The sequence below is a fragment of the Halomonas sp. AOP13-D3-9 genome (genome assembly GCF_052379125.1).
Taxonomy (GTDB): domain Bacteria; phylum Pseudomonadota; class Gammaproteobacteria; order Pseudomonadales; family Halomonadaceae; genus Vreelandella.
This window is the reverse complement of sequence record NZ_JBQSYH010000015.1, coordinates 17707-40774: the sequence shown is the minus strand read 5'-3', so window position 1 is coordinate 40774 and position 23068 is coordinate 17707. Positions and strand designations below refer to the sequence as shown.

At 55.2% G+C, this 23068-nt stretch carries 22 protein-coding genes; 9 read left to right on the top strand and 13 right to left on the bottom strand.

The window, feature by feature from the left end; genetic code table 11:
* Nucleotides 1-149 precede the first annotated feature (149 nt).
* The 3 genes from trkA to ACT3UM_RS16670 all read left to right on the top strand — a co-directional run bounded on the left by trkA (nucleotide 150) and on the right by ACT3UM_RS16670 (nucleotide 4366).
* Nucleotides 150-1523, top strand: coding sequence for a Trk system potassium transporter TrkA (trkA, locus tag ACT3UM_RS16680; RefSeq protein WP_035576649.1), 1374 nt, complete (start codon nucleotides 150-152; stop codon nucleotides 1521-1523).
* 52 nt (nucleotides 1524-1575) lie between these two features.
* A complete protein-coding gene (locus tag ACT3UM_RS16675; protein WP_498900603.1) occupies nucleotides 1576-3024 on the top strand; it encodes a TrkH family potassium uptake protein in 1449 nt (482 codons plus the stop codon).
* An 82-nt stretch (nucleotides 3025-3106) separates the two neighbouring features.
* Nucleotides 3107-4366: a TraB/GumN family protein gene (locus ACT3UM_RS16670; protein WP_498900601.1), complete on the top strand. Its 1260-nt coding sequence runs from the start codon at nucleotides 3107-3109 to the stop codon at nucleotides 4364-4366.
* Here the strand turns inward: ACT3UM_RS16670 and ACT3UM_RS16665 are convergent.
* The 5 genes from ACT3UM_RS16665 to ACT3UM_RS16645 all read right to left on the bottom strand — a co-directional run bounded on the left by ACT3UM_RS16665 (nucleotide 4307) and on the right by ACT3UM_RS16645 (nucleotide 8788).
* On the bottom strand, nucleotides 4307-5110 hold the full coding sequence (locus ACT3UM_RS16665; RefSeq protein ID WP_498900599.1) for a tRNA-uridine aminocarboxypropyltransferase: 804 nt from the start codon (nucleotides 5108-5110) through the stop codon (nucleotides 4307-4309). The genes ACT3UM_RS16670 and ACT3UM_RS16665 overlap by 60 nt on opposite strands.
* Nucleotides 5111-5211: 101 nt before the next feature.
* Nucleotides 5212-6714, bottom strand: a complete 1503-nt coding sequence (locus tag ACT3UM_RS16660; RefSeq protein ID WP_498900597.1) for a hypothetical protein — start codon at nucleotides 6712-6714, stop codon at nucleotides 5212-5214.
* The gene (locus ACT3UM_RS16655; RefSeq protein ID WP_498900595.1) at nucleotides 6701-8047 is read right to left on the bottom strand and encodes a tyrosine-protein kinase family protein; all 1347 of its coding nucleotides are present in this window, start codon (nucleotides 8045-8047) and stop codon (nucleotides 6701-6703) included. Before ACT3UM_RS16655 ends, ACT3UM_RS16660 begins: the two co-directional genes overlap by 14 nt.
* A complete protein-coding gene (locus tag ACT3UM_RS16650) occupies nucleotides 8044-8427 on the bottom strand; it encodes a hypothetical protein (RefSeq protein ID WP_498900593.1) in 384 nt (127 codons plus the stop codon). The genes ACT3UM_RS16655 and ACT3UM_RS16650 overlap by 4 nt, the downstream gene beginning before the upstream one ends.
* Before the next feature lie 55 nt (nucleotides 8428-8482).
* On the bottom strand, nucleotides 8483-8788 hold the full coding sequence (locus ACT3UM_RS16645) for a nucleotidyltransferase family protein (RefSeq protein WP_498900591.1): 306 nt from the start codon (nucleotides 8786-8788) through the stop codon (nucleotides 8483-8485).
* A gap of 158 nt (nucleotides 8789-8946) precedes the next feature.
* Here ACT3UM_RS16645 and bioB point away from each other — a divergent pair, with 158 nt between their 5' ends.
* The 6 genes from bioB to bioA are packed head-to-tail and all read left to right on the top strand — an operon-like array spanning nucleotide 8947 to nucleotide 14652.
* Entirely contained in the window at nucleotides 8947-10041 is a 1095-nt protein-coding gene (gene bioB / locus ACT3UM_RS16640; RefSeq protein ID WP_498900589.1) for a biotin synthase BioB, read from the top strand.
* Nucleotides 10028-11188 carry an 8-amino-7-oxononanoate synthase gene (gene bioF / locus ACT3UM_RS16635; RefSeq protein WP_498900587.1) on the top strand — a complete coding sequence of 387 codons (1161 nt, stop codon included), beginning with the start codon at nucleotides 10028-10030 and terminating at the stop codon, nucleotides 11186-11188. Before bioB ends, bioF begins: the two co-directional genes overlap by 14 nt.
* The gene (locus ACT3UM_RS16630; protein ID WP_498900585.1) at nucleotides 11170-11898 is read left to right on the top strand and encodes an alpha/beta fold hydrolase; all 729 of its coding nucleotides are present in this window, start codon (nucleotides 11170-11172) and stop codon (nucleotides 11896-11898) included. Before bioF ends, ACT3UM_RS16630 begins: the two co-directional genes overlap by 19 nt.
* Entirely contained in the window at nucleotides 11895-12677 is a 783-nt protein-coding gene (gene bioC / locus ACT3UM_RS16625) for a malonyl-ACP O-methyltransferase BioC (RefSeq protein ID WP_498900583.1), read from the top strand. The genes ACT3UM_RS16630 and bioC overlap by 4 nt, the downstream gene beginning before the upstream one ends.
* Nucleotides 12674-13363 (top strand): dethiobiotin synthase, encoded by a 690-nt coding sequence (gene bioD / locus ACT3UM_RS16620; protein WP_144810609.1) that lies wholly within the window; start codon nucleotides 12674-12676, stop codon nucleotides 13361-13363. The genes bioC and bioD overlap by 4 nt, the downstream gene beginning before the upstream one ends.
* Nucleotides 13360-14652 carry an adenosylmethionine--8-amino-7-oxononanoate transaminase gene (gene bioA, locus ACT3UM_RS16615; protein WP_498900581.1) on the top strand — a complete coding sequence of 431 codons (1293 nt, stop codon included), beginning with the start codon at nucleotides 13360-13362 and terminating at the stop codon, nucleotides 14650-14652. The genes bioD and bioA overlap by 4 nt, the downstream gene beginning before the upstream one ends.
* Before the next feature lie 91 nt (nucleotides 14653-14743).
* Here bioA and ACT3UM_RS16610 read toward each other — a convergent pair whose 3' ends face one another.
* From ACT3UM_RS16610 to ACT3UM_RS16575, 8 genes are all read right to left on the bottom strand, one after another.
* Nucleotides 14744-15178, bottom strand: a complete 435-nt coding sequence (locus ACT3UM_RS16610; protein WP_498900579.1) for a type II toxin-antitoxin system YafO family toxin — start codon at nucleotides 15176-15178, stop codon at nucleotides 14744-14746.
* Nucleotides 15171-15701 carry a hypothetical protein gene (locus ACT3UM_RS16605; protein WP_498900577.1) on the bottom strand — a complete coding sequence of 177 codons (531 nt, stop codon included), beginning with the start codon at nucleotides 15699-15701 and terminating at the stop codon, nucleotides 15171-15173. The genes ACT3UM_RS16610 and ACT3UM_RS16605 overlap by 8 nt, the downstream gene beginning before the upstream one ends.
* Before the next feature lie 171 nt (nucleotides 15702-15872).
* On the bottom strand, nucleotides 15873-16586 hold the full coding sequence (locus ACT3UM_RS16600) for an SIR2 family NAD-dependent protein deacylase (RefSeq protein WP_498900575.1): 714 nt from the start codon (nucleotides 16584-16586) through the stop codon (nucleotides 15873-15875).
* A 44-nt stretch (nucleotides 16587-16630) separates the two neighbouring features.
* Nucleotides 16631-18391: a bifunctional isocitrate dehydrogenase kinase/phosphatase gene (aceK, locus tag ACT3UM_RS16595; protein WP_498900573.1), complete on the bottom strand. Its 1761-nt coding sequence runs from the start codon at nucleotides 18389-18391 to the stop codon at nucleotides 16631-16633.
* Nucleotides 18392-18474: 83 nt separating this feature from the next.
* Nucleotides 18475-18969 (bottom strand): CIA30 family protein, encoded by a 495-nt coding sequence (locus ACT3UM_RS16590; RefSeq protein ID WP_498900571.1) that lies wholly within the window; start codon nucleotides 18967-18969, stop codon nucleotides 18475-18477.
* Nucleotides 18970-19059: 90 nt separating this feature from the next.
* Entirely contained in the window at nucleotides 19060-20496 is a 1437-nt protein-coding gene (gene eat / locus ACT3UM_RS16585) for an ethanolamine permease (protein WP_498900569.1), read from the bottom strand.
* Between the two features lie 165 nt (nucleotides 20497-20661).
* Nucleotides 20662-21498 (bottom strand): ethanolamine ammonia-lyase subunit EutC, encoded by an 837-nt coding sequence (gene eutC, locus ACT3UM_RS16580; protein WP_035576633.1) that lies wholly within the window; start codon nucleotides 21496-21498, stop codon nucleotides 20662-20664.
* Nucleotides 21491-22903 carry an ethanolamine ammonia-lyase subunit EutB gene (locus ACT3UM_RS16575; protein ID WP_498900567.1) on the bottom strand — a complete coding sequence of 471 codons (1413 nt, stop codon included), beginning with the start codon at nucleotides 22901-22903 and terminating at the stop codon, nucleotides 21491-21493. Before ACT3UM_RS16575 ends, eutC begins: the two co-directional genes overlap by 8 nt.
* Between the last annotated feature and the right edge of the window lie 165 nt (nucleotides 22904-23068).

The following is a 23068-nucleotide window of genomic DNA, read 5'->3' as shown; positions in this document are numbered from 1 at the left end:
GGTTTACACTGGCCGCCGTCTTTATTGCAGCGCATGATAGACGTACCTGAACGACAATTTACGTCTTCAACGTCAGGACTGAGTCCTAAGACCGCCTGCTGGTCTTAACGATATTGCGCTGGCGCTTTTAATGGAACCGATGCTCAGCAATGAAAATCATCATTCTCGGCGCCGGCCAGGTCGGCGGCACACTGGCAGAACACCTCGCCCGCGAGGAAAACGACATCACCGTCGTTGATACTGACGCCAAAAAACTGCGCGACCTGCACACCAAACTCGATATCCGCACCGTTACCGGGGCGGGCTCCTACCCCATTGTGCTGCGCCAGGCAGGCTGCGAAGACGCCGATATGCTGATCGCCGTGACCAACAGCGACGAGATCAATATGATCGCCTGTCAGGTCGCCCATACGCTGTTCCGTACCCCCACCAAGATTGCCCGCGTGCGCGCCACGGCGTACCTGACCCGCAAAGGGCTGTTCGCCCACGAAGCCATTCCCATTGATGTGCTAATCAGCCCCGAGCAGGTGGTTACCGACCATGTGCGCCGCTTGATCGAGCACCCTGGCGCCCTACAGGTGCTGGAATTTGCCGGAGGGCTGGTGCAGCTGGTGGCGGTGAAAGCCTTCTACGGCGGCCCGCTGGTGGGTCAGGACTTGGCCTTTCTGCGCCGTCATATGCCCAACGTGGATACCCGGGTGGCGGCGATCTATCGCCGCAGCCGACCGATTATTCCCCGCGGCGATACGGTGATCGAAGCCGACGACGAAGTGTTCTTCCTCGCCGCCCGCCGGGATATTCGTGCGGTGATGAGCGAGCTGCGCCGGGTGGAACGGGACTTCCGCCGCGTCGTGATTGCCGGGGGCGGCAATATCGGCGAGCGACTGGCGGAGCATTTGGAGCATAGCCACCAGGTCAAAATCATCGAACACAGCCTGGAGCGCTGTACCACGCTGTCTGAGCGCTTGGATCGCACCGTGGTGCTCCACGGCAGTGCCACGAGCAAGCGTTTGCTGGAAGAAGAGAACATCGAAGAGTGCGATATCTTCTGCGCGCTGACCAACGACGACGAGGTCAATATTATGTCGTCGCTGCTCGCCAAACGGCTAGGCGCCAAAAAGGTGCTGACGCTGATTAACAACGCCGCCTACGTGGATCTGGTGCAAGGCGGCGACATCGATATTGCGATTTCACCTCAGCAGGCGACCATCGGCAGCCTGCTCACCCACGTACGCCGGGGCGATATCGTTAACGTTCACTCGCTGCGCCGGGGTGCGGCCGAGGCCATTGAAGCCATCGCCCACGGTGATAAGCAGTCGTCTAAAGTAGTGGGCCGTACGATTCGCGAGATCGACCTGCCCGACGGCACGACGATTGGTGCGATTGTACGCGGCAAAGAGGTCATCATCGCCCACGGCGATGTGATGGTAGAGAGCGGCGACCACGTCATTCTGTTTGTGATCGATAAGCGCCGCATTCGCGATGTGGAGCGTCTGTTCCAAGTCGGTCTAACGTTCTTTTGATAACCCTCGAATCACTGCCACTGGCAGCTAATAACAGGAGCATGCGACAACCATGAGTCTGCGGGTTATTTTGCGCATTTTGGGGCTGCTGCTCATGCTGTTCAGCCTAACCATGCTCCCTCCCACGCTGATTTCACTGTGGTTTCGCGACGGCGTGTGGAGTGCCTTTATTAGCGGCATTGCGATCTCAGTCTCCACCGGGCTGCTGCTCTACCTGCCCAATCGGCGCTCGCAAAAAGAGCTGCGCATCCGCGATGGCTTTATCATTGCCGCGATGTTCTGGACGGTGCTGGCACTGTTCGGCTCGCTGCCGCTGATGCTGTTCGGCGAAGGCTCGCTGGGTATCACCGATGCGGTCTTTGAGTCGTTTTCCGGCTTGACCACCACCGGCGCCACCGTGATTACCGGCATCGATTTTTTACCCGAATCGATTCTTTATTATCGTCAGCAGCTCCAATGGCTGGGCGGCATGGGTATCGTCGTTTTGGCCGTCGCCATTTTGCCGACCCTAGGGGTGGGGGGTATGGCGCTTTACCGGACCGAGATTCCGGGGCCGCTGAAAGACTCCAAGCTCACCCCCCGTATCACCGAAACCGCCAAAGCGCTGTGGTACATCTACGCCACCCTGACCCTCGCCTGCATGATTGCCTATATGCTAGCGGGCATGAGCTGGTTCGATGCCTTAAGTCATAGCTTTTCGACTGTCGCTATCGGTGGTTTTTCCACCTACGACGCCAGCATCGGCTACTTCGATAGCGCCGCCATTGAAATGATATGCGTGGGCTTTATGTTGATTTCAGCGTTCAGCTTTAGCCTGCACTTTATCGCTTGGCGTGAAAAAAGCCTGATGCACTACTTTCACGACCCCGAAGCGCGCTTTTTGATGCTATTTCTGCTCGCCCTGAGCGTAGTCACCATGCTTTCCCTTTGGTTAACCGACACCTACGATACCGTGCGCGGTCTGCGCCACGGGGTTTTTCAGGTTGTTTCAGTGGCCACCACGGCGGGCTTTAGCGTTGCTGACTTCTCCATGTGGCCCGGCGCCCTGCCCTTCCTACTGTTTGTGGCGGCCTTCGTGGGCGGCTGCTCCGGCTCTACCGGGGGTGGCATGAAAGTGATTCGGATTATTTTGATCATCAAACAGGGCATGCGCGAAATTATGCGCCTGATCCATCCCAACGCTGTGATTGCGGTCAAAGTGGGCAAAGTCAGCGTTCCCGACAGTATTGCCCAGGCAGTCTGGGGGTTCTTTTCGGTTTACGTTCTGCTGTTCTTTTTGATGCTGGTGGGGGTGATGGCGACCGGGGTTGATCAGGTAACCGCCTGGTCGACAGTGGGCTCCGCGCTCAACAACCTTGGCCCCGCGCTGGGTGAATCCCACACTCACTATGGCGACATGCCCAGCCTGGCTAAATGGATATTGGTCATAGCCATGCTGCTTGGTCGCCTGGAAATTTTTACGGTACTGGTGCTGTTTACGCCCGCTTTCTGGCGGCGCTAAGTCTTTCACATAAGTCCTTCACAAAAGTCTTTCACATAAGTTCCTTCACATCAGACCCACTTATTGATTTTGAGAGCTGTTAATGAACCACGACGATACGTCTCACGGAAACACCGAGCCAATGGCGGCAACGCCAACCACGTTTCCAGCCACTAGCGGGCCGCTAAAAACGATCACTGTGGGTGAAACCCGCTACACGCTGCTGGGCACGGCCCATGTGTCGGCGGAAAGCGCCGACGATGTACGTGCGCTGTTGGATAGCGGTGCTTTCGATGCAGTAGCGATTGAGCTGTGCGATGCGCGCCACCACAGCATGTCCAACCCGGATGCCATGGGCGAGCAGGATCTTTTCCAAGTATTTAGGCAAGGCAAGGCGGGCATGGTCGCCGCGAGCCTGGCCCTGGGCGCTTTTCAGCAGCGGATTGCCGATCAGTCCGGCATTCAGCCGGGGGCCGAAATGCGCGCCGCCGTTGAAGAAGCCAGCCGCCGGAAACTGCCGCTACTGCTGGTCGACCGTGATGTGGGCTTAACCCTAAAGCGTATCTACAGCAATGTGCCCTGGTGGCAGCGTTTCTCGCTCTTTTCAGGGCTGATTGGCAGCGTGCTCTCCCGCCAGGATGTCTCCAAAGAGGACATCGAAAAGCTCAAAGAGGGCGATATGCTGGAAGCCACCTTCAGCGAGTTTGCCGCCGAATCTGAAGCGCTCTATACGCCGCTAATTCGCGAGCGCGACCGCTATATGGCGCTGCGTTTGGCCGAAGACGCGCCGCCGGGGCGTTACCAGCATGTGCTCGTGGTACTGGGCGCTGGTCACCTGAAAGGCACCGGCGAGCATCTGGAATCACCGCTGCCCGCCGACCCGAAAGTAGAGCGTGAGTCACTAGAAGCCACCCCGCCGCCCTCTAAGCTCTGGAAGGCACTGCCCTGGCTCATTACCGCGTTAGTGCTTACCGGCTTTGCGATTGGTTTCTCGCGCAACACCGATCTGGGCTGGCAACTGGTGCTTGAGTGGTTCTTGATTAACGGCATTCTCTCTGGCGGCGCGACAATTATCGCCCTGGCACACCCAGTGACCGTGATTGCCACCTTCTTTGCCGCTCCACTAACGTCGCTAAACCCGACCATCGGTGCGGGTTTTGTCGCCGCCGGGGTTGAGCTCTATATGCGCAAACCCAAAGTGCGCGATTTTTCATCGCTGCGCCACGATGTCACCCAGTTGAAAGGCTGGTGGCAAAACCGCGTATCGCGCACCCTGCTGGTGTTTATTCTCGCCACGCTAGGTTCAGCGGTGGGTACCTGGGTAGCCGGGTTCAGAATCGCCGGTACATTGTTTGGCGGCTAGGCGCCGCATTGCGGCTGTCGGCGGGTCGATTTTGTGATGCAATCGGCTCGCCGCGTAGCTGTCGTTAAACACCTCAAAGTAATCATCCAGCACATCCGCAGCCGCCGTATCTCCGCCCTGGCGCAGCAGCTCGATCGCCACTTCCGCAGTACATAAATGCGCTTTAGACGCCGGTTTGCGCAGCCGATAGCGGGTCTCGCGCTCACTCTTCAGTGGCAGTACCGGCAAATCATCCAGGTAAGCGCTTTTTCGAAACATACGCCGCGCCTGACGCCAGGTACCATCCAGAATGATAAACACCGGAATGCGCGCCTGCGCTTTTGCCGCATGCACCGCGTCTATGCCAACCACCCGATCCGCATAGTCGGGCTGATCGTCCGGAAAAATCACAAAGGGCGCGTAGCGAGGGTCTTTTAGCAGCGCGGCTAACTGGGCATCCGGCGCCACGCGGTACCAGGTAAATACCTGCGTCGTGGTGATCACGTCGCGAATCAAACGCCCGGTATTGGTCGGCTTATAGTGCTCGATGGGGTGTGTTAACAGCCACACCTGAGCGACACTCTCCGCCTTCACTTGATAGGGGCACAAACAATTAAGCACCGGTAAATTGCACCCTTCGCAGCGCGTGACAAAACTGCCGCGTGCTTTAAACTCACGTCGCGGCGGACGCTGATGCTCGACGACGGAATAAGAAGCACTATCATTCACAGAGCTCTCGCCAACAGAGCTATCAAAAGCAGACATCCGCGCTCCAGAGTACGGAAAAGGGGCAGAGTATAAAGCGATGCCCTCTACAGTAACAATATAAAGCCATGTTGACATGGGTAGATATAAATATCTGTATTTTAACGCTTAACGCCACCTTTCCTACCCATGCCAGCAGCTACACGAAATAAGTCAGGTATATTGAGACGGCCATCAGGAATACGGTTAGCCACACCAATATCTATTAAAGCTTGAATCAACGCATCATGCTTTTCAGCTTTAGTAACAGCCCCTTCCATAGAATGCGGAGGCAAGTAATTATCGTTATTAGAACTTGAAGCACTAATCTCAGTCATTTTCTCAATATCATTTATAACGCTTCCTGCCTTCCACTTCTTCTTAAGCTCAGCAGGCTCCACTGGAACACTTAAACCTCTAAGCGGGACAAAAACACTGTCAATCCAAACATAGTCCTCTTTTAGTTCCTGAAGACGTATATCAGAAGCCTTAATAACCCCTCTTTTAATACCATCGTAATGAAGCACCTCGGCACTCTTCTTTTCCTTACTAGCCTCGTGCGCCTTTTTAATGGCGATCAAAAAGCTTCTCGGGCTTACTTGCCCTCTAGCATCTGCCAAATGTGTTGGCAACCAAGTATATGTTTTTCCTCTCCGCCTATTTGTACCCATAAATTCACTTGAAAAACTATTAAGTAACTCTGCCTGCTTTTCTTCACTCGACTGAAGAAACTGAGGAACAATATATATTTTCCCACTATCCACACTATCTAAAGAAAAATGACAACTTAAATTCTTTTCAACCCATGTTCTAAAAACCTTTCCTGAATCCTCTCTATGATTAGCAAGCCAATGCCAAAGAAGACCATAAAGATCAACTCTTCTCCACTCTAACATTACACAGTTATGATGTAACTTTGAAGCATCAGGAAACGCCCAAACACTTTTATCCTCCCACATATCAGGACGCATAAATAATTTCGTTCTGATGGCACTGAAACTTCTCAGATCAAGGCAAACTCTCAGCAATCCTTGCAGCAGATTTCTTATACTGGCCCAATCCTCACCCAGCCTATCCAGAGCATCAAAAACAATTAAATATCGACGTCCCTGGCTAAGAAGAAACTCATCCACTTCAGCTAGAAGTGCTTCTTCTTCTTCCGGGTTATCCTCTACGAATTGAGTTTTTTCATACCAATCTTTGCCAGGAATGTTTTTGTCAACTTCCCCTACTAACTGATCAAGAATAACAGTTCGCCAAATCACTTCAGTGTCGACGTCGTTAGCTACCAAACTCTTTAACACTTGCCTTGAGGGACAGCCCTTCACTCCACGTCTTGCCGAAAACCCCCAACTAACAGAGCACCTTTCAAGCCTTAGTCTTGGAAACTGACTGCCAATTAGCTTACGAGATTCATCGGCATTCAATGCAGCGCACCAAAAGCTTTTACCGCTGCCCCGATCACCGACAACGATAGTCGTATCTATATTCAATGCTTTTTCATGGCCAGGAACCATAAAGATATCCTGGGTAACGGGAGGCTCGTTTCCAGAGTGAGCCACCACTTCAGGTATCTCTGACAGCGAATCGCTGATTGCCTGAAAGGCTATGCTATCTCCGCTCATCTACTCCCCCCATCCGTTCATTTAAAAAGGAAAAAAGCTCACCAAATACTTCTTGCAATTGTGACTCGCCTACCTTCTCCACATCTAGCTGAGGATCAAAATTTTCAAATAAATCTGATCGCAGAATAGTAACTGGATAATGGGGAGCTGACTCATCTTTTATATCGAAACTGAAACCTTCAATTTCATCATCATCTTCAACTTCTAACTTTTTTTCTGGCGAACTTTCTTCTGAATCATATAAGGTATCAACCCAAAGCGCATAAGAGTTTTCAACAAAACTCTCTTTTTGCGTTAGTGTCGAACGCGCATTAATCATTTTGAATCTTTCTCGCCACTCTATTTCACTGTCCGCAGGTTGAGATTGAGCCAATTGAGCCAAATGACTAAATAAATATTGATAGCCTTGCCAAGTAACCTTCAAGTCAACAGCAAAACAGAGCACCTCAGCAGAAAGGTGTAATAAACTAACGGCGACTGTTTCATGCAAACCAGCTCTGCTGTCAATCAATACTACATCAGCATTATATTCAGCCTCCAAAAGGGCGATCATCTCTTTCAACCTATGTGCAAACCCTTGCGGCTGAACACCCACTTCCTTCTCTAAGTAAGCTCGTGCTAACTTAGATATAACATTTTGAGGATGATCATCTGCCTTTTTCCCAAAAGCAGGAACTACCCATAACCCGGCATTAGCTATCGGACTCTGTCGTGCCATATCGCGAATGATTTCACCAGTATTCTCACTGACCAAATCATTAACCAACCAATCTGCTACACCATAAGCAGGTTTTTCAGGTTGTTCTAAGAGCTGGGCACCAAGTCCCGGCGCTTCTAAATCCATATCGATGACAAGTACGGTTTTTCCTTGCCTACAAAGCTCACGAGCCCATAGAGCCAATGCTGTGCTACGTCCAACGCCACCTTTTAAACTAAAGAATACAAACCTAGGCGGATGTTTACTATCCTCAAGAGTCGGTTGCTGAACCCAGTCAACCCCCATTGCCCGGCGCTCAATCACATGTGCACGAAAACCTTCAACCCAATGCACTATGCTGGGTTGTTCAAACAAGTAATTTCCAGCAAGAGTGTCTTCACATGCCACCACTGTGTAAGGTTTAGCTGCAAAACTGCCTAACTCTTGTGTGATTTTCTCGGCTATTCTATCTACAATTAATTTTTCACTTTCATGCTTGATAACTACGTGCAGATAACCTTCTATATCTCGCACAAATCGAACATTACCTTCACCCACCGCAGGTGCTAATTCTCTGATCAAACGAACAGCCAGGGGCAGGCTTTCGTCAAACCTGACTACTTTACTGGCACTCAAATTCCACCTCCTAAAGCACTCAGGGCCTTAAATGCATCATTTTTAATTTTTCTAGATGATTGCTCATCAAACTGATTGCTCGCCCAGTAACGATTTCCAATGTCCCAACCACTCATATAATCTGGATTTTTAATCACGTTGAACAAGTGAGTCCTTGAGCGACCACTTAACCACTTTTTAGCATCATCCAAGAGCATAGGTATATGTTTACGAGGTATTTCCCGCTCTCCACCAGGCACTCTTTTCAAGACCTCCTTAATAGCACACTCTGCTGCTAATCCGTACAAGTGCGTGGCGGTTGGATAACGCTCACCGTCAAACAGCGTATTAGCATCTTTATACATTCTCAACCCAGCTTCATAGTAGTCGTCATCCGCCACAAAAACTCCATATAACCGTAAGAATATCACTAATTAATAGATTAAATTCAATAATCTATAAAGAAATCCCCGACTGTTCGGCGAGGCTGAAAATAGGTGGATAATTTCCTCGACCTGGATAGTCGATCAACATATCGATTTTTTGTTCGCCAAGCGCTTGCTGCAACTGTACTTGGCAACGCATTTCGGCTCGTACAATATCGTTAACATCCTGTATGTCGGTGGTGATCAGCAGATCGATATCACCACCACGGCGACCATTATCGGTACGGGAACCAAACAGCTTTACACGCGCCTGAGCGCCAAAGCAGTTTTTCACTGACTGGACGATCATTTGTCGCTGATAGTCGCTCAAACGCATAGCCGCTCTCCTTGCCTACTTTTCTCAACACGCTAATTTTATAAAGACTAGCATATTTCCTTACCACCACCGTAAACCTAAAAACTTTCCAACGTTGACACCCAAAGCGCAACGCCGCTAAAGTCTCGTCAACTATTAAAGGTAAAAAGGTTTACACCATGACCGTGCATCACGAACAGCTTCTTCATGAACATTGCCTTCATGAACAACGTCACGACTGGACGCTGGATGAGATCAACGCGCTTTTCGCGCTGCCGTTCAATGACCTGCTGTTTCAAGCCCAGCAGGTTCACCGTGCCCACTTTGATGCTAACGCGGTGCAGGTCTCTACCCTGCTGTCGATCAAGACCGGCGCCTGCCCGGAAGACTGCAAGTACTGCCCGCAGTCCGGCCACTACAATACCCAGCTGGAGAAAGAGAAGCTGCTGGAAATTGAAAAGGTGGTCGAACAAGCCAAGGCAGCCAAAGAAGCTGGTGCCAGCCGTTTTTGCATGGGTGCGGCATGGCGCAGCCCCCGGGACAAAGACTTACTGCTGGTCGAAGAGATGGTTCGTCAGGTGAAAGCCGTAGGCCTGGAAACCTGCATGACCCTGGGGATGGTCGATGGCGAACAGGCCAGCCGATTGGCTACTGCCGGGCTTGATTACTACAACCACAATCTGGATACCTCGCCGGAGTACTACGGCGAAATTATCACCACCCGCACCTATAGCGACCGGCTGGAAACGCTCTCTAACGTACGCGATGCGGGTATGAAGGTCTGCTCTGGCGGCATTCTTGGCATGGGCGAAGATGCCCAGGATCGTAGCGCCCTGCTGCAACAGCTGGCCAAGCTTAACCCGCATCCGGAGTCCGTACCCATCAATATGCTGGTCAAAGTACCCGGCACGCCGCTGGAAAACGTCGAAGATTTAGACCCCATTGAGTTTATCCGCGCTATTGCCGTCGCCCGTATTATGATGCCCCAGAGCCATGTGCGACTTTCCGCTGGCCGTGAGCAGATGACCGAATCGACTCAAGCGCTGGCGTTTTTAGCGGGCGCCAACTCGATATTCTACGGTGATAAGCTGCTGACCACCGGCAACCCCCAGGTAGATCGCGACCGCGCCCTATTTGCCAAGCTGGGCCTGCACCCGGAAAAGCGCGAAACCTGCGAGAGCGAAGATGTTCAAGCGGCACGGCTCGCCCAACAAGCCCAGCAGCAAGCGCATGCCGAACGCGTTGCCGAGCTGGCGGTAGATGCCAGTGTCTAAAGCGTGGCAACAGCGCTTAGCCGCTGCCCGCGCTGATCGCCAGCTGGCACAGCGTTGGCGAACTCGGCAGGTAGTCGCCAATAGCACGCTGGACTTTGCCGGAAACGACTACCTGGGTTTGGCTCAAGACCCACGAATAAGCGAAGCCCAAGCGGCAGGTGCACGCCTTTACGGCGCGGGTGCCGGTGCATCGCATCTGGTGAGCGGCCACTTGGCGGTACACGATGCCCTGGAAGACGCCTTGGCACGCTGGACAGGCCGCGAGCGTGCGCTGCTGTTCTCTACCGGCTATATGGCCAACCTCGGCGTGCTGCAAGCATTAGCAGATCGCCATACGGCAATCTTCCACGACCGCTTGAACCATGCATCGCTCATCGATGGCGCCGCATTAAGCGGCGTCCGCTCACGGCGCTTTCATCACCGCGACACAAGCGATCTGGAGAACCTGCTGGGGCGCAGTGAGTGCGCGCATAAGCTGGTGGTTAGCGATGGCGTGTTTAGCATGGATGGCGATGTGGCTGACATCGCCAGCTTGGTCGCCACCTGCCAACGCCATAGCGCTTGGCTGATGATCGACGACGCCCACGGCGTGGGCGTACTGGGTGAAAATAGCTGCGGCTGCGTGGCCACCTGGGATAGCACCGAGGTACCGATTTTGGTCGGCACTCTGGGCAAAGCATTGGGCACCGCTGGGGCTTTTGTGGCCGGGGATGCCGAGTTAATCGATCACTTAATCCAGTTTTCACGCAGCTATATCTACACCACCGCCCAACCCCCGGCGATTGCCGCCGCCACCCTCAAAGCGCTGGAGATCGTTCAGGGTGAACCTGAACACCGCGCTCAGCTCAACGCCAATATTGCTTACTTTCGCCGCGAGGCCATGCGCCTAGGGCTTCCACTAAGCACCTCCGACACGCCGATTCAGCCGCTGATCTTGGGAGATGAAGCGCGCACTTTACACTGGGCGGATCAGTTGCAAAAGCGAGCCATTCACGTGGGAGCCATTCGCCCGCCAACGGTGCCCAAAGGGGAAGCCCGGCTGCGCATCACCCTAAGCGCCCGCCATCAGCGGGAAGATATTGATCAGCTGTTAGCCGCGCTCGATCAGTGCCAGCATCAAGAGGCGTTATGCAGTCCCTGCGTTTAATACTGCTCTCCGGCTGGGGAATCGACCAGCGTATCTGGCAGCCACTCGCCGCGCACTGGCCTAACCACTTGGCTGTCCAGGCAATCGATTGGCCTGGCTATGGCGATGCCCCTGCGCTGGGGAATAACGCTACGCTTTCAGAGCTCGCGAAGGTGATGGCCGGGCCACTAGCCAGCGATGCGGTATGGGTCGGCTGGTCATTGGGTGGGTTACTGGCGACGGCACTCCTTAAGGAGTTGCCCCCACCACGCGGGCTGATTCTATTGGGTGCCAGTAACACCTTCTGCGCAACCGGCGGTGTCACCTCTGCCGAGCTAAGCGCCTTTCGACGTGCCTTTCAGCGTGACCCCACCGCGACCTGGCAACACTTTTTGCGCTGGCAGGCGCAAGGCGAACCCAGCCCACGACAGGCATATCGGCAGCTAGGTGATTTACTGGGTGATACGCTACCTGCTGACATCACCACACTCGCTACCGGCCTGGACTGGCTGGCGTCGATTGATAATCGCCAGCGCCTAGCGGCGGCCCCTTGCCCGGTGGTACGGCTCACCGGTGAACACGATCCATTAATCAGCCCTGTCCTGCGCAGCGCCAGCGAACGCTTAAGCGGTGTTGGCCACTGTCCTATGCTCTCCCAGCCCCAGGCTCTCGCCGCTGCGATTAACCACCATGCCACCCAGATGGCTAACGCCGATATGGCGGCTTTATGAACGTTCTAACGCTGAACAGCGATACTAACTGGCAGGCGCGGGTTGCTCACGCATTCTCTCGGGCCGCCCCAAGTTACGATGCGCTCGCCAGCGCACAGAGGCAAATAGGTCAACGGTTGTGGGACTTGCTACCCAACAGCGCTTATAAAATACTCGATCTAGGTTGCGGCACCGGTTACTGGACTCAGCGGTTGGCTGAACGTTACCCCCGCACTCAGGTGACCGGGTTAGATTTAGCTCCCGGCATGCTGTCACGGGCCCGCCAGCGCTATGGTGACCATATCCACTGGCAGCAGGGCGACGCGGCGGCGCTGCCGTTTGGTGCCCATGACTTTGATCTGGTGTTTTCCAACTTAGCAGTGCAGTGGTGCCGTGAACTTGGTGCAGTGATGCATCAGCTTTATCGGATTCTCACTCCCGGTGGGCAGGCGCATATCACTACGCTGCTACCCGGCACCCTGGAGGAAATCGCCTTTGCCTGGCAGCGCCCCGAAGCGTTGCTGCAAACACCTAATCGCGCCAGCGTCGAACGGGCGATTGGTAAAAGCGGCTTAACCATCAACCAACAAACGGCCATCGTTGAGCGTTTTTACTACCCCGACCTGCAAGCCGTGATGGCCTCTATTAAAGGCGTGGGCGCCCAGCTTCCCCGACCGAACACAAGCCTTACCCGAGCGGATATCGCCGCTGCAAAAGCGCGCTTTGAGCAGTTGCGCCAGCCGGAGGGCCTGCCGGTGAGCTACCACTGTTTAACACTGCAATTGGAAAAATCGCCATGAACGTTTGGTTTGTGACGGGCACCGATACCGATGCGGGTAAAACATTAGTGACGAGCGGCTTATTGCACGCCGCCCGCCAACGGCAGTTGAGCACGCTGGGCCTTAAGCCGGTGGCTTCCGGCAGCGAGCAGACTAGCGAAGGTCTGCGGAATGATGATGCAGTGGCGTTACAGCAGCAGAGTGTGCCGCCGGTCGCCTATGCCACGATAAACCCCATCGCCTTTGCCCCCGCCATTGCGCCCCATCTTGCCGCGTTAGAGGCGGGCCAGCCGCTTGAGGTTAGCGCTATCGTTAGCTTGTTGCGCGAAACGCTTAGCCAAACACCCAGAGATATCACCCTGATTGAAGGCGCCGGTGGCTGGCGCGTTCCGTTAAACGCACAGGAAGATTTCGCCGACCTGGCGATAGCGCTTGAGCTGCCGGTGATTCTGGTCGTCGGCTTAAAGCTAGGCTGCTTAAATCATGCCCGCTTAACGGCGGAAGCCATCCGTGCCGACGGCTTGGCACTCGCCGGCTGGGTGGGCAGCGTGGTGGATTCCGCTTTTGCCACTAACGCGGCACGCTTTGAGGCCAACATCGCGCATCTAAATGCCAAACTTGAAGCCCCTTGTTTAGGCATTATTCCGCATCTTGATGCCCCCAGTGCCGCGACTGCCGCCCCCTACCTATCCCTGGAGCCGTTATGAACACGCCGGTTTGGCATCCTTATGCACACCTAAAAACCCAGACACCCGCCCCCAAGGTAGTGAACGGCGACGGCGCTCACTTTGTGCTTGAGAGCGGCGAACGCATGCTGGACGCCACCTGCTCCTGGTGGTGCATGATCCACGGTTACGGCCACCCGCGCTTGGTGGCGGCCATTCGCGAGCAGGCAGGCCAGCTATGCCATGTGATGCTCGGCGGCTTAACCCACGACCCCGCCGACCAGTTGGCCCGCGAGCTGGTGCGCATTACCCCCGCCGGGCTGAATCACGTCTTCTATTCGGACAGCGGCTCGGTGGGCATGGAAGTGGCGATGAAGATGGCGCTGCAGTACCAGGTACTTACTGGCCATCCGGAAAAAAGCCGGATGCTCTCGTTGATGAAGGCGTACCACGGCGACACCACCGGCTGCATGGCGGTGTGCGACCCTGAAGAAGGCATGCACAGTCTGTTCGCCAGCCTACTGCCTCAGCACCATTTCGCCCCAGCGCCCAAGGCGCCTTTTGATGCCACCGCTGAGCAGGTCGAACACGATCTTGGCGCCCTACGTAGCGTGCTTGAGCGCCACCATAATGAGGTCGCCGCGCTGCTGATGGAGCCGCTTTTACAAGCGGCTGGCGGGCTCAATATGACCTCGCCTGCCTATGTTGATGGCGCCAGGGCACTGTGCAATGAGTTTAATGTGCTGCTGATCTTTGACGAAGTGGCCACCGGCTTTGGCCGCACCGGCAAGCTGTTTGCCGCTGACCACGCGGGCGTTACGCCGGATATCATGGTGCTCTCCAAAGGCTTGACCGGCGGTTATTTAGGCCACGCCGCCACCTTGGCGACGGATCGAATTCACGACGCCTTTATCGGCGATAGTCCCCACCACGCCTTTATGCACGGGCCAACCTTTATGGGCAACCCGCTGGCCTGCCGGGTGGCGCTGGAAAGTTTGCGCGTCTTCGAGGAGGAGAATTACCTGGGCAAAATTGCGAAGCTCAGCCAGCAGCTGCAGCGTGAGCTACTTGAAGACCAAGCGCTGAATACACATCCAGCCGTGGCTGACGTTCGAGTCCTTGGCGCCACCGCCGTGATCGAAGCCCACTCCGCTGAAGCGTTAAAAGGCGTAGGCGACTTCGCCCGCGAGCGCGGCGTATGGCTGCGCCCCATAGGCCGCTGGCTTTATACCATGCCCGCGTACATCACCTCTGAAGCAGAAATGACGAAGATTACCGACGTGATGAAGGCGTGGTTTAACTGCAGCGAAGCAACAGTGTCGTTAGGCTAAGAGCCCACACATTCGCGAGCTAAAGCTCCCTCCCACAAGGGCAAAAGACAGCCCTTAGTTTCATCAGAACCTAGAGGTTACTGACGAGGCCTCAGTGCCGATCTTTGAAGGCTTGAGCCAGGCGAGCAAGATAGGGAATCGTGCGATTATCGCTTGCTCGCTGATGGGCATCCGGGTAGAGAATGGCAAGCAGGCAGTAGTGGTTTTCTTCCAACTCGCCTTGCACGTACACCAAGGCCGCATCCTGATCAGGTGCGCTCATCGGGCACTTCCTATCTGCCTGGGGACGCTTTCTGGGAAAGGTCGTTGGCGGCACGGCAATATGGATGTGCATTAACCCCGCACGAAATGCGCCGTGAGGCTGCGTGTAGGGCGCATCGTTGCCGAAGCAGTCAGGTACGACTTCTCTGCTGGAAGCGATATAGTCCGTAAAACTTTCCAGCAGTTCCTGCTTGAACCCGGGAAAGGTGGCATCGATCCTGTCGAAGTAGTGTTCCGTCTCTGGATGGAAGGCTACCTCAATCACCTGACTTGCCTACTTTTTCACCCAGGTTTTCTGACATGAGCTTAGCAGCAGCGGCGTAAGCCTCCGGGGTAACCGTCGATTCATAGGTCTTGACAATCACTTGTCGCTGCTTGGAAACATGGGCTGCCATGGCGATGCGACTACGGGTCTTGGCGATGGCACGGCGAAAACCGCACTGCTCCAACAGAACCGTTACATCGCTGGGCGTCTCGGGATCATTCATCAAGCGCTTGAGTTCGCGCTCCATCGTGCGCAACCGTTCGGTAAGCCCCTCCAGTGAACGATAGTCAAGCGGGGCGTCACCACTCTCTTCGACCGTTAGAATGTACTGGTCGGCATCTTCGACCAGTTGATCGAAGGACACCTGGGCCTTACGCATCAATCGCTGAAAGGTGTCGTCCCCTGGCTGGGCGCTTTCACGGGTATCTGCAATACGCTGAATAAGCCGGCCAGCATTGTTGACCAGGTCAAAGGCAACGTCGAGCAAGTGCTGGACAAGAGGGTTAGGGGTAGCTGTTATCATAATCAATACCTCCCACCGTGATATTAGGGTGGCTGACAACGAGTGTATCATACCGATGCAAAACGCTTGTGTCCGTCACGCCACTGATAAGAACTTAGCAGGGGGCAGCCTTTTTTTCAGGTGGACTGCCTGAAGCGTCGCGAGCTGAAACTATCTTCTACTGGAAACGTCCTAAGACAGCAGCAGGTTGCCCTGCTGCTTCCAGCGATTAACCAATGCCGGAACGCCCTCGCCAGCGGTAGTATTGATCGCCAGCACTCCCGGCGGGCTAAGGCTATCCGCCTCTGGGTCGACCAGTGCACAGGGCGTATCGTAGTCAATATAAGATAACAGCGATGCTGCAGGCATCACCGCCAGCGACGTACCGACCACCAGCAAAAAGTCAGCCTGGCTAACCAGGTCGCAGGCCTCGGCAAATAGCGGCACTGACTCGCCGAACCAGACTACATCAGGACGCAGCTGGCTGCCTTTGTCGCAGACATGACCCAGCTCAATTCCCCCCTTGAGCAGCGGGTAGCGCATGCGTTCGTCGATGGAGGAGCGCGCTTTTAAGATTTCACCATGTAAGTGCAGCACTTGGCGGGAGCCTGCTCGCTCGTGCAAGTCGTCAATATTCTGGGTAATGATGCTGACGTTAAAGCCGTCTTGCTCAAGGCCAGCCAGCGCTTTATGGGCGGCATTAGGCTTGGCGCGACGAATCTGCTCCCGGCGCTGATTATAGAAATCCAGCACCTGCTGCGGATTACGCTGCCATGCCTCGGGGGTCGCCACATCCTCAACCGGATGGTTCTCCCATAGGCCATCGCTGGCACGAAAGGTTTTAATCCCGCTCTCGGCGCTAATCCCCGAGCCGGTAAACACCACCAAATGCGGGCTTGCTGCCATGATTACCTCGTCGTTTATGATTCACTGCACCTTACAATAGCCACCTAATATACTAGCTGGCCGATGCTGCCCGCAAAGCGCTGCTTGTTACGGTAAGGATAAACGTCAATGACGCGGCCATCGATAATGGCCTGCTGCAGCTCCAGCCAGTAATCCGGGTCGAAGAGCTCAGGATGCTGGTACATAAACATATCGCGCAGCGCTTTATTGGCAAACATAAAGGGCCCAAATTCCTCTGGGAAAATATCGTTAGGCCCAATGGATAAGGTGTCGCCTCCCTGGAAGTCATTGCCGTAGGATTTAGGGATACGCCGGAAACGGCACTCGGTGAGGTAGCAGACTTCATCGTAGTCGTAGAAGATCACCCGACCATGGCGGGTAACGCCAAAGTTCTTTAGCAGCATATCACCAGGAAAAATATTCGCCGCCGCCATCTGTTTAATGGCATTGCCGTAATCCTTAAGCACCATCTCTTTCTCGTCGTCGCTGCACTGTTCCAGGTAGATATTGAGCGGGGTCATCATCCGCTCGGTATAGCAGTGCTTGATGATGACCTTGTCGTCTCGCAGCATCACCGTGGAGGGGGCCACTTCCAGTAAGTGCTCCAGGCACTCCGGCGAAAAGTGATCCTGACGTACAGTGAAATTTGAGAACTCTTGGGTGTCCGCCATGCGCCCTACCCGGTCGTGGCGCTTTACCAGCCGATACTTTTCGCGCACCACGGCGTGGGTCACGTCTTTGGCCGGGTCGAATTTATCTTTAATGATCTTAAAGACGGTGCGAAAGCTGGGCAGTACAAACACCGCCATCACCATGCCACGCACGCCTGGGGCGATAATAAACTGATCTTCGCGCTTCGCCACCTGACGATTCAGCGCCCGGAAAAACTCGGTTTTACCATGTTTGAAGAAGCCGATGGCAGCATAGAGCTCGCCTTCCGGCTTATGCGGCATTAACTGCTGCAGGTAATCGACAAACTCCCTGGGCACGGGCACCTCAACCTGAAAGTAGGCGCGGGTGAAGGAGAAAATAATCGACACTTCGTCGGTTTCGATGAGCACCGTATCAAGGTGCAGGCAGGGGTCGCCGCCCTGCTGCTCGCCAAATCCCTCGCCGTGAAGCACAGGCAGTACCAGCGGCACCTGCTCGCCGCCGCCGCGGATACGCCCTACCAGGTAGGCGCCTTTATTGCGGTAGAAGACGCTATTTAGCAACTCGATTTCAGTGTCATCAGCTTCCAACATCGCCGCGGGTAAGTGCTGCTGTAAGAAGCTGGCGCCGAGGTGGGTGTCCTGATCTATATCAGCAAAGCGATTATCCAACGGAGCATCGAGAAGCGCCCACTTGAGCGCAGCCTGCCAATCGCCGTTGACCTTGTGCCGACGGCACAGTTCAATCCCCGAGCGGTGGGCGGCATCCTCCCGGGAGCTATACACAAACATCCAGTCGTTGCGGATATGGCGGTGGTGGAAAATGGCGCAGAACAGCGAGTTAAAAAAGGTCTCCGCCAATTCATAATCGAGCCGATGGCTGATCAGTTCGGCGTAGTAGTTGCGCGCTTCCCGCCAGCACTCGCAGTGAGAAACCACCTCCGGGTCAAAAGTACGCTTTAAGCGCCCCAGGGTGACGTCGATTTTTTCCTTATACAAATTGATGCGCTCAGCCGACGCCAGCTGGGCATCACGCCACGCAGCGTCACGAAAGCGTCGGCTGGCGTCAAAGGTGATCTCTTTAAAGCGCGCACGATACTCGTCAAAGCCGTGCAAAATCGTTATCGCTAAGCGCTGCCCCGGTGAGTGTTTCACTGGCTAAACTCCTGATGTTTTCTACCAGCTTCGCGTAACGGCACACTACATGCGAGACGACCTTGGTGGGTAGCCCAAGCGCGTTAGCTCACAGACTCAATACGCTTGACCTGCAAACAGAAAGGCCCAGCAGTGCGGTCAGCGATTAAGAAGCCAAGTTGGTAGATATCACTCGGTTTAATAGTGGGGGCGTCGCTTAACACGGTTCCCCGCCGCACTGCTTCAAAGGCGCTCCAAGGGAAGTGCAGCGTTTCCCAGGTATCCTGGGCAGGGGTAAATTTCACGCGGTAAGCGGAAGCATCGCCCAGAGAGGTACTTTTCAGGCGAAGTTGATAGGTGCGGCCATCACCCCGCACGGTTAGCGCTATGCCCTGGGCATCCGCCAGCGTGGGTTCAAAATCGTTGGGTTCGCGACGAACGGAGGCAAAGCCACCGCCGTTTTCCAACGACACTTCGCCATGAAACCGGCCTTCACCCTCGATAACGCTAAACCCGCTATGGGAAACACCGCCCATGACACCATCGTCAACCGCGTACCAGCGCTGCTGTTCGCCAGGATTATTAAAGGTCAGCGTCATAAGGCCACCTCGTAACGGTTAATAGATAAGAAAAAGCCCCTGGCGTCTTACCGCCAGGGGCTGATCACAGTAGCCTAATCGTTGGCTCGCTTACAGCTTAGCAGCGGCTGCCGGTGCGGGGTCGCTCTCGTCTAGCTCCTCCGGTGAAGCGGACACCAGCGCAAACTCCTCCTCGGCGGTTTTCGCCACCAGATGATTTTTACTGTAGAAGAAGTAGTAAGCCGCCCCGGCGATAAATAGCACGATGGTGTAGTTAAACGCGCGGGGATCAAAGGCGTAAACCCCGGTTAGCGCGACCAATGAAAGCACCAGCGCAATGCCTGACGTCACCACGCCGCCCGGGGTTTTATAGGGTCGCGGAAGATCGGGTTGTTTTACGCGCAGCATAATGTGGCTCAGCGCCATCAGCGCGTAGGAGATGGTGGCACCGACCACGGCCATCCCCAACATCAGGTCACCTTCACCGCTGAGTGACACCAAAAAGCCAAATACGCCCGGCACGATCAGCGCCAGATAGGGCACTTTGCGCCCGCTGGTCAGCGATAATTGCTTAGGTAAGTAGCCTGCCCGGGAGAGCGCAAACACCAAGCGGCTGTAGCCATAAATAATCGAAAAGAAGGAGGCAATCAGCCCGGCTAAGCCCAGCACGTTGACCAGCGTGGCCAGTGTAGGATTGCCTGCAGCATTCAGCGCATCCACCAGCGGCACGCCACTTTGGCCGATCATTTCAGCCCCAGCCGCACCGGCGAGCAGCACCACGACTAACAAAGCGGTGAACAGCAAAAACAGCATCGCCCCGATAATGCCTTTGGGCATATCCCGCGCTGGGTCTTTGGCTTCTTCCGCCGCTAGCGGCACGCCTTCTACCGCCAGGAACAACCACATACCAAACGGCAACGCGGCCCAAACCCCGTACCAGCCAAACGGCATAAAGGTGCTCGCGCCCACCGCATCGGTGGGGGCTATATCAAACAGGTTGGCGGCGTCAAAATCACCAATCAGCGCTACCGCGGTAGCCAGAATGGCAAACACCGCCAAGCCGCTAATCACCATCATGACCTTAAGCGCTTCCCCTACGCCCGCCAGATGGATGCCAATAAACACGGCGTAAAACAGCAGATACACCAGCGGGCCGTTAATGCCCAGCAATGACTCCACCGCGGCACCGATAAAAATCACGATCGCCGCTGGCGCCAGGGCGTATTCGATCAATACCGCAAGTCCGGTCAAGTAACCACCGGCCGGCCCCATGGCCTGGCGGGCAAAGCTGTAGCCGCCCCCCGCGGCGGGAATTGCTGCAGACATTTCCGCCAGCGACAGCACCAGCGCTAAGTACATCAACGCCATTAAGCAGGCGGCAATCGCAAACCCACCCCAGCCCGCTTCGGCGATGCCAAAGTTCCACCCGGCGAAGTCACCGGAAATCACGTAGGAAACCCCAAGCCCTGCCAGCAGTATCCAGCCGGCGGTGCCTTTGCGCAGCTGGCGTTTGGCCAGATACGCTTGATCAACTGATGGTTGTGTCATCGTTTTGCCCTCATGGTGTGGAACGAAAGTGTCGTCAGCGGCGTGCTTTGCTATAGGCTGCTTACTGCGTTCCATATTGTTATGGGAGAATTGTTACGTCCTGATTGTTAAACGTTTGTTGTTATAAGTCTGCGGTTATACGCTTGTTGCCGTGTACCAAGGTCGTTAATCAGCGACCAGAAAGTTGCGTGTTGAACCGGAAGCGGAGTCACCTTCCAGCACATCGTCCTCACTGCGGTCTTTTAACTTAACCCCGGATACCTTGAGCTGACGGGCCTCTTTTAACAGCAGAAAGAAGCGTCGAGCGGCCTCCTCGATCTGCAAACCCGCCGGACGCACATTGGAAATACAGTTGCGCCGGTCATCTTTTAGCCCCGGCTCCGGTGCCCAGGTCATATACAGCCCCAGGCTGTCCGGCGAGCTTAGCCCTGGCCGTTCGCCGATCATCACCAGCACGGCGTCAGCGTTGAGCAGAGCGCCAATCTCATCCCCTATGGCCACTCGGCCCTGCTCAACAATGGTTAGCGGCGCTAGCTGCCAATCAGCGGCTTCATTGCCTAGCATCTGATAGAGCGTGCTAAGAAACGGCGCGCTGTTCTGCTGCACGGCCAGCGCAGAGAGTCCATCGACGATCACCACCGCAAGGTCATAACGCTGCTGAGAAGCAGCCGCTTGCTGCAACTGCTGGCGGGTTTCATCGCTAAGGCGACGGCCATAGTCAGGTCGCTGAAGATACATAGCGCGGTCTTGGGCATGGCTATGCAGGCGAATTGGCGCTGTGGTTAAACCAAGCGTATCCGTCAGCTCGGTGGCCAGCGCTGCTACATCCAGCGGGCAGTGAACCGCATCCTGGGCTTGGGCGTGGGCCAACTGAAACGCCAATAGCTTGCTAGTGGGCAGGCTAACCCCCGCACGTCCTAAACCAATGCGCGCATCGGTAAACGCATTCAGCCGCTCCCAGGGGTTTTCGACGACGATGGGCGATGTTGGCTTATCAACCATGACGAGGCTCCTGGGGCAGGTGGCGCAGGCTGTTGGCAAAGGCAGCAGGCAACTGGTCGTTGAGCCGATGGGTGCTGATATCCTGAAAAATCTGCATCTCTTCTAGCCAGCGCTCAAACTCCGGTGCCGCTTTTAGCCCCAGCACCCGCCGGGCGTAGAGTGCATCGTGAAAGGAGGTGGTCTGGTAATTGAGCATAATGTCGTCAGAGCCGGGGATGCCCATAATAAAATTACAGCCCGCCACGCCGAGCAGCGTGAGCAGGTTATCCATATCATTCTGATCAGCCTCGGCGTGGTTGGTATAGCAAACGTCGCAGCCCATGGGCACGCCCAGCAGCTTGCCGCAGAAGTGATCCTCCAGCCCGGCACGAGTGATTTCTTTACCGTCGAACAAATACTCGGGGCCGATAAACCCCACCACGGTATTGACCAACAGCGGATTAAATTTGCGCGCTACCGCATAGGCGCGGGCCTCGCAGGTTTGCTGGTCGAGCCCGTGATGGGCATCGGCGGAGAGCGAGCTGCCCTGGCCGGTTTCAAAATACATCACGTTGCGCCCCACCGTGCCGCGGTTAAGCGACTGCGCCGCCGCTTCAGCTTCCGCCAGGGTGCTTAAGTCAAAACCAAAGCTGCGGTTAGTCGCCTCGGTGCCGCCTATTGACTGAAACACCAAATCAACCGGGGCACCCTGCTCAATCGCCTCCAGCGTATTGGTGACGTGGGTAAGCACGCAGGATTGAGTAGGGATCTGATATTTCTGAATGACTTCGTCCATCAGGCGCATCAGCTTGACGCTCTGGGCGACGTTATCAGTGGCGGGATTGATGCCGATCACCGCGTCGCCGCTGCCGTAGAGCAGGCCATCGAGAATACTGGCGGCAATGCCGGTGACATCGTCGGTGGGGTGATTAGGCTGGAGTCGGGTAGAGAGCCGCCCCGGCAGGCCGATGGTGTTACGAAACGCCGTGGTGACCCGGCACTTTTTGGCGACCAGAATCAGATCCTGGTTGCGCATTAGTTTACTGACGGCGGCGGCCATTTCGGGGGTAATCCCTGCTTTCACCTCCGCGAGTACCTCGCTGGTGGCGTGATCGGAGAGCAGCCAGTTCCGAAAATCGCCCACGGTCAGGTGGCTTATAGGAGCGAAGGCGGCGGCATTATGGTCATCCATAATCAGCCGGGTGATCTCATCCTCTTCATAAGGAATCAACGCCTCGTTTAAAAAGGTAGTGAGCGGGAGTTCGGCCAATACCATTTGGGCGACCACACGCTCTTCGGCACTCGCCGCCATTACGCCGGCCAAACGGTCGCCGGAACGAGGCGGCGTTGCCTTGGCCATCAGCTCGGCTAGGCTTGCGAAGCGGTAGCTGCGGCTCCCCACCGTGGTGTGATAGGTCTGCGCCATGGGGCTTTCCTTTTTTATATGACGTCTGCTGTTTAATCACGCTGACTGCGCGTTGAGGTATAAAACTTGCTTGTTTCTACCATAGCGTTATCAATAGATAGCGAGTATCGAGTTTTGGCAAACCCGGTAATATTTTATAAATTTAAACAAATACAGAAAGTTAAG

Bases quoted from the DNA above. Each gene is read 5' to 3' on its own strand.
- trkA (WP_035576649.1), top strand. From the start codon at position 150: ATGAAAATCATCATTCTCGGCGCCGGCCAGGTCGGCGGCACACTGGCA.
- ACT3UM_RS16675 (WP_498900603.1), top strand. From the start codon at position 1,576: ATGAGTCTGCGGGTTATTTTGCGCATTTTGGGGCTGCTGCTCATGCTG.
- ACT3UM_RS16670 (WP_498900601.1), top strand. From the start codon at position 3,107: ATGAACCACGACGATACGTCTCACGGAAACACCGAGCCAATGGCGGCA.
- ACT3UM_RS16665 (WP_498900599.1), bottom strand. From the start codon at position 5,110: ATGTCTGCTTTTGATAGCTCTGTTGGCGAGAGCTCTGTGAATGATAGT.
- ACT3UM_RS16660 (WP_498900597.1), bottom strand. From the start codon at position 6,714: ATGAGCGGAGATAGCATAGCCTTTCAGGCAATCAGCGATTCGCTGTCA.
- ACT3UM_RS16645 (WP_498900591.1), bottom strand. From the start codon at position 8,788: ATGCGTTTGAGCGACTATCAGCGACAAATGATCGTCCAGTCAGTGAAA.
- bioB (WP_498900589.1), top strand. From the start codon at position 8,947: ATGACCGTGCATCACGAACAGCTTCTTCATGAACATTGCCTTCATGAA.
- bioF (WP_498900587.1), top strand. From the start codon at position 10,028: ATGCCAGTGTCTAAAGCGTGGCAACAGCGCTTAGCCGCTGCCCGCGCT.
- ACT3UM_RS16630 (WP_498900585.1), top strand. From the start codon at position 11,170: ATGCAGTCCCTGCGTTTAATACTGCTCTCCGGCTGGGGAATCGACCAG.
- bioC (WP_498900583.1), top strand. From the start codon at position 11,895: ATGAACGTTCTAACGCTGAACAGCGATACTAACTGGCAGGCGCGGGTT.
- bioD (WP_144810609.1), top strand. From the start codon at position 12,674: ATGAACGTTTGGTTTGTGACGGGCACCGATACCGATGCGGGTAAAACA.
- bioA (WP_498900581.1), top strand. From the start codon at position 13,360: ATGAACACGCCGGTTTGGCATCCTTATGCACACCTAAAAACCCAGACA.
- ACT3UM_RS16605 (WP_498900577.1), bottom strand. From the start codon at position 15,701: ATGATAACAGCTACCCCTAACCCTCTTGTCCAGCACTTGCTCGACGTT.
- ACT3UM_RS16600 (WP_498900575.1), bottom strand. From the start codon at position 16,586: ATGGCAGCAAGCCCGCATTTGGTGGTGTTTACCGGCTCGGGGATTAGC.
- ACT3UM_RS16590 (WP_498900571.1), bottom strand. From the start codon at position 18,969: ATGACGCTGACCTTTAATAATCCTGGCGAACAGCAGCGCTGGTACGCG.
- eat (WP_498900569.1), bottom strand. From the start codon at position 20,496: ATGACACAACCATCAGTTGATCAAGCGTATCTGGCCAAACGCCAGCTG.
- eutC (WP_035576633.1), bottom strand. From the start codon at position 21,498: ATGGTTGATAAGCCAACATCGCCCATCGTCGTCGAAAACCCCTGGGAG.
- ACT3UM_RS16575 (WP_498900567.1), bottom strand. From the start codon at position 22,903: ATGGCGCAGACCTATCACACCACGGTGGGGAGCCGCAGCTACCGCTTC.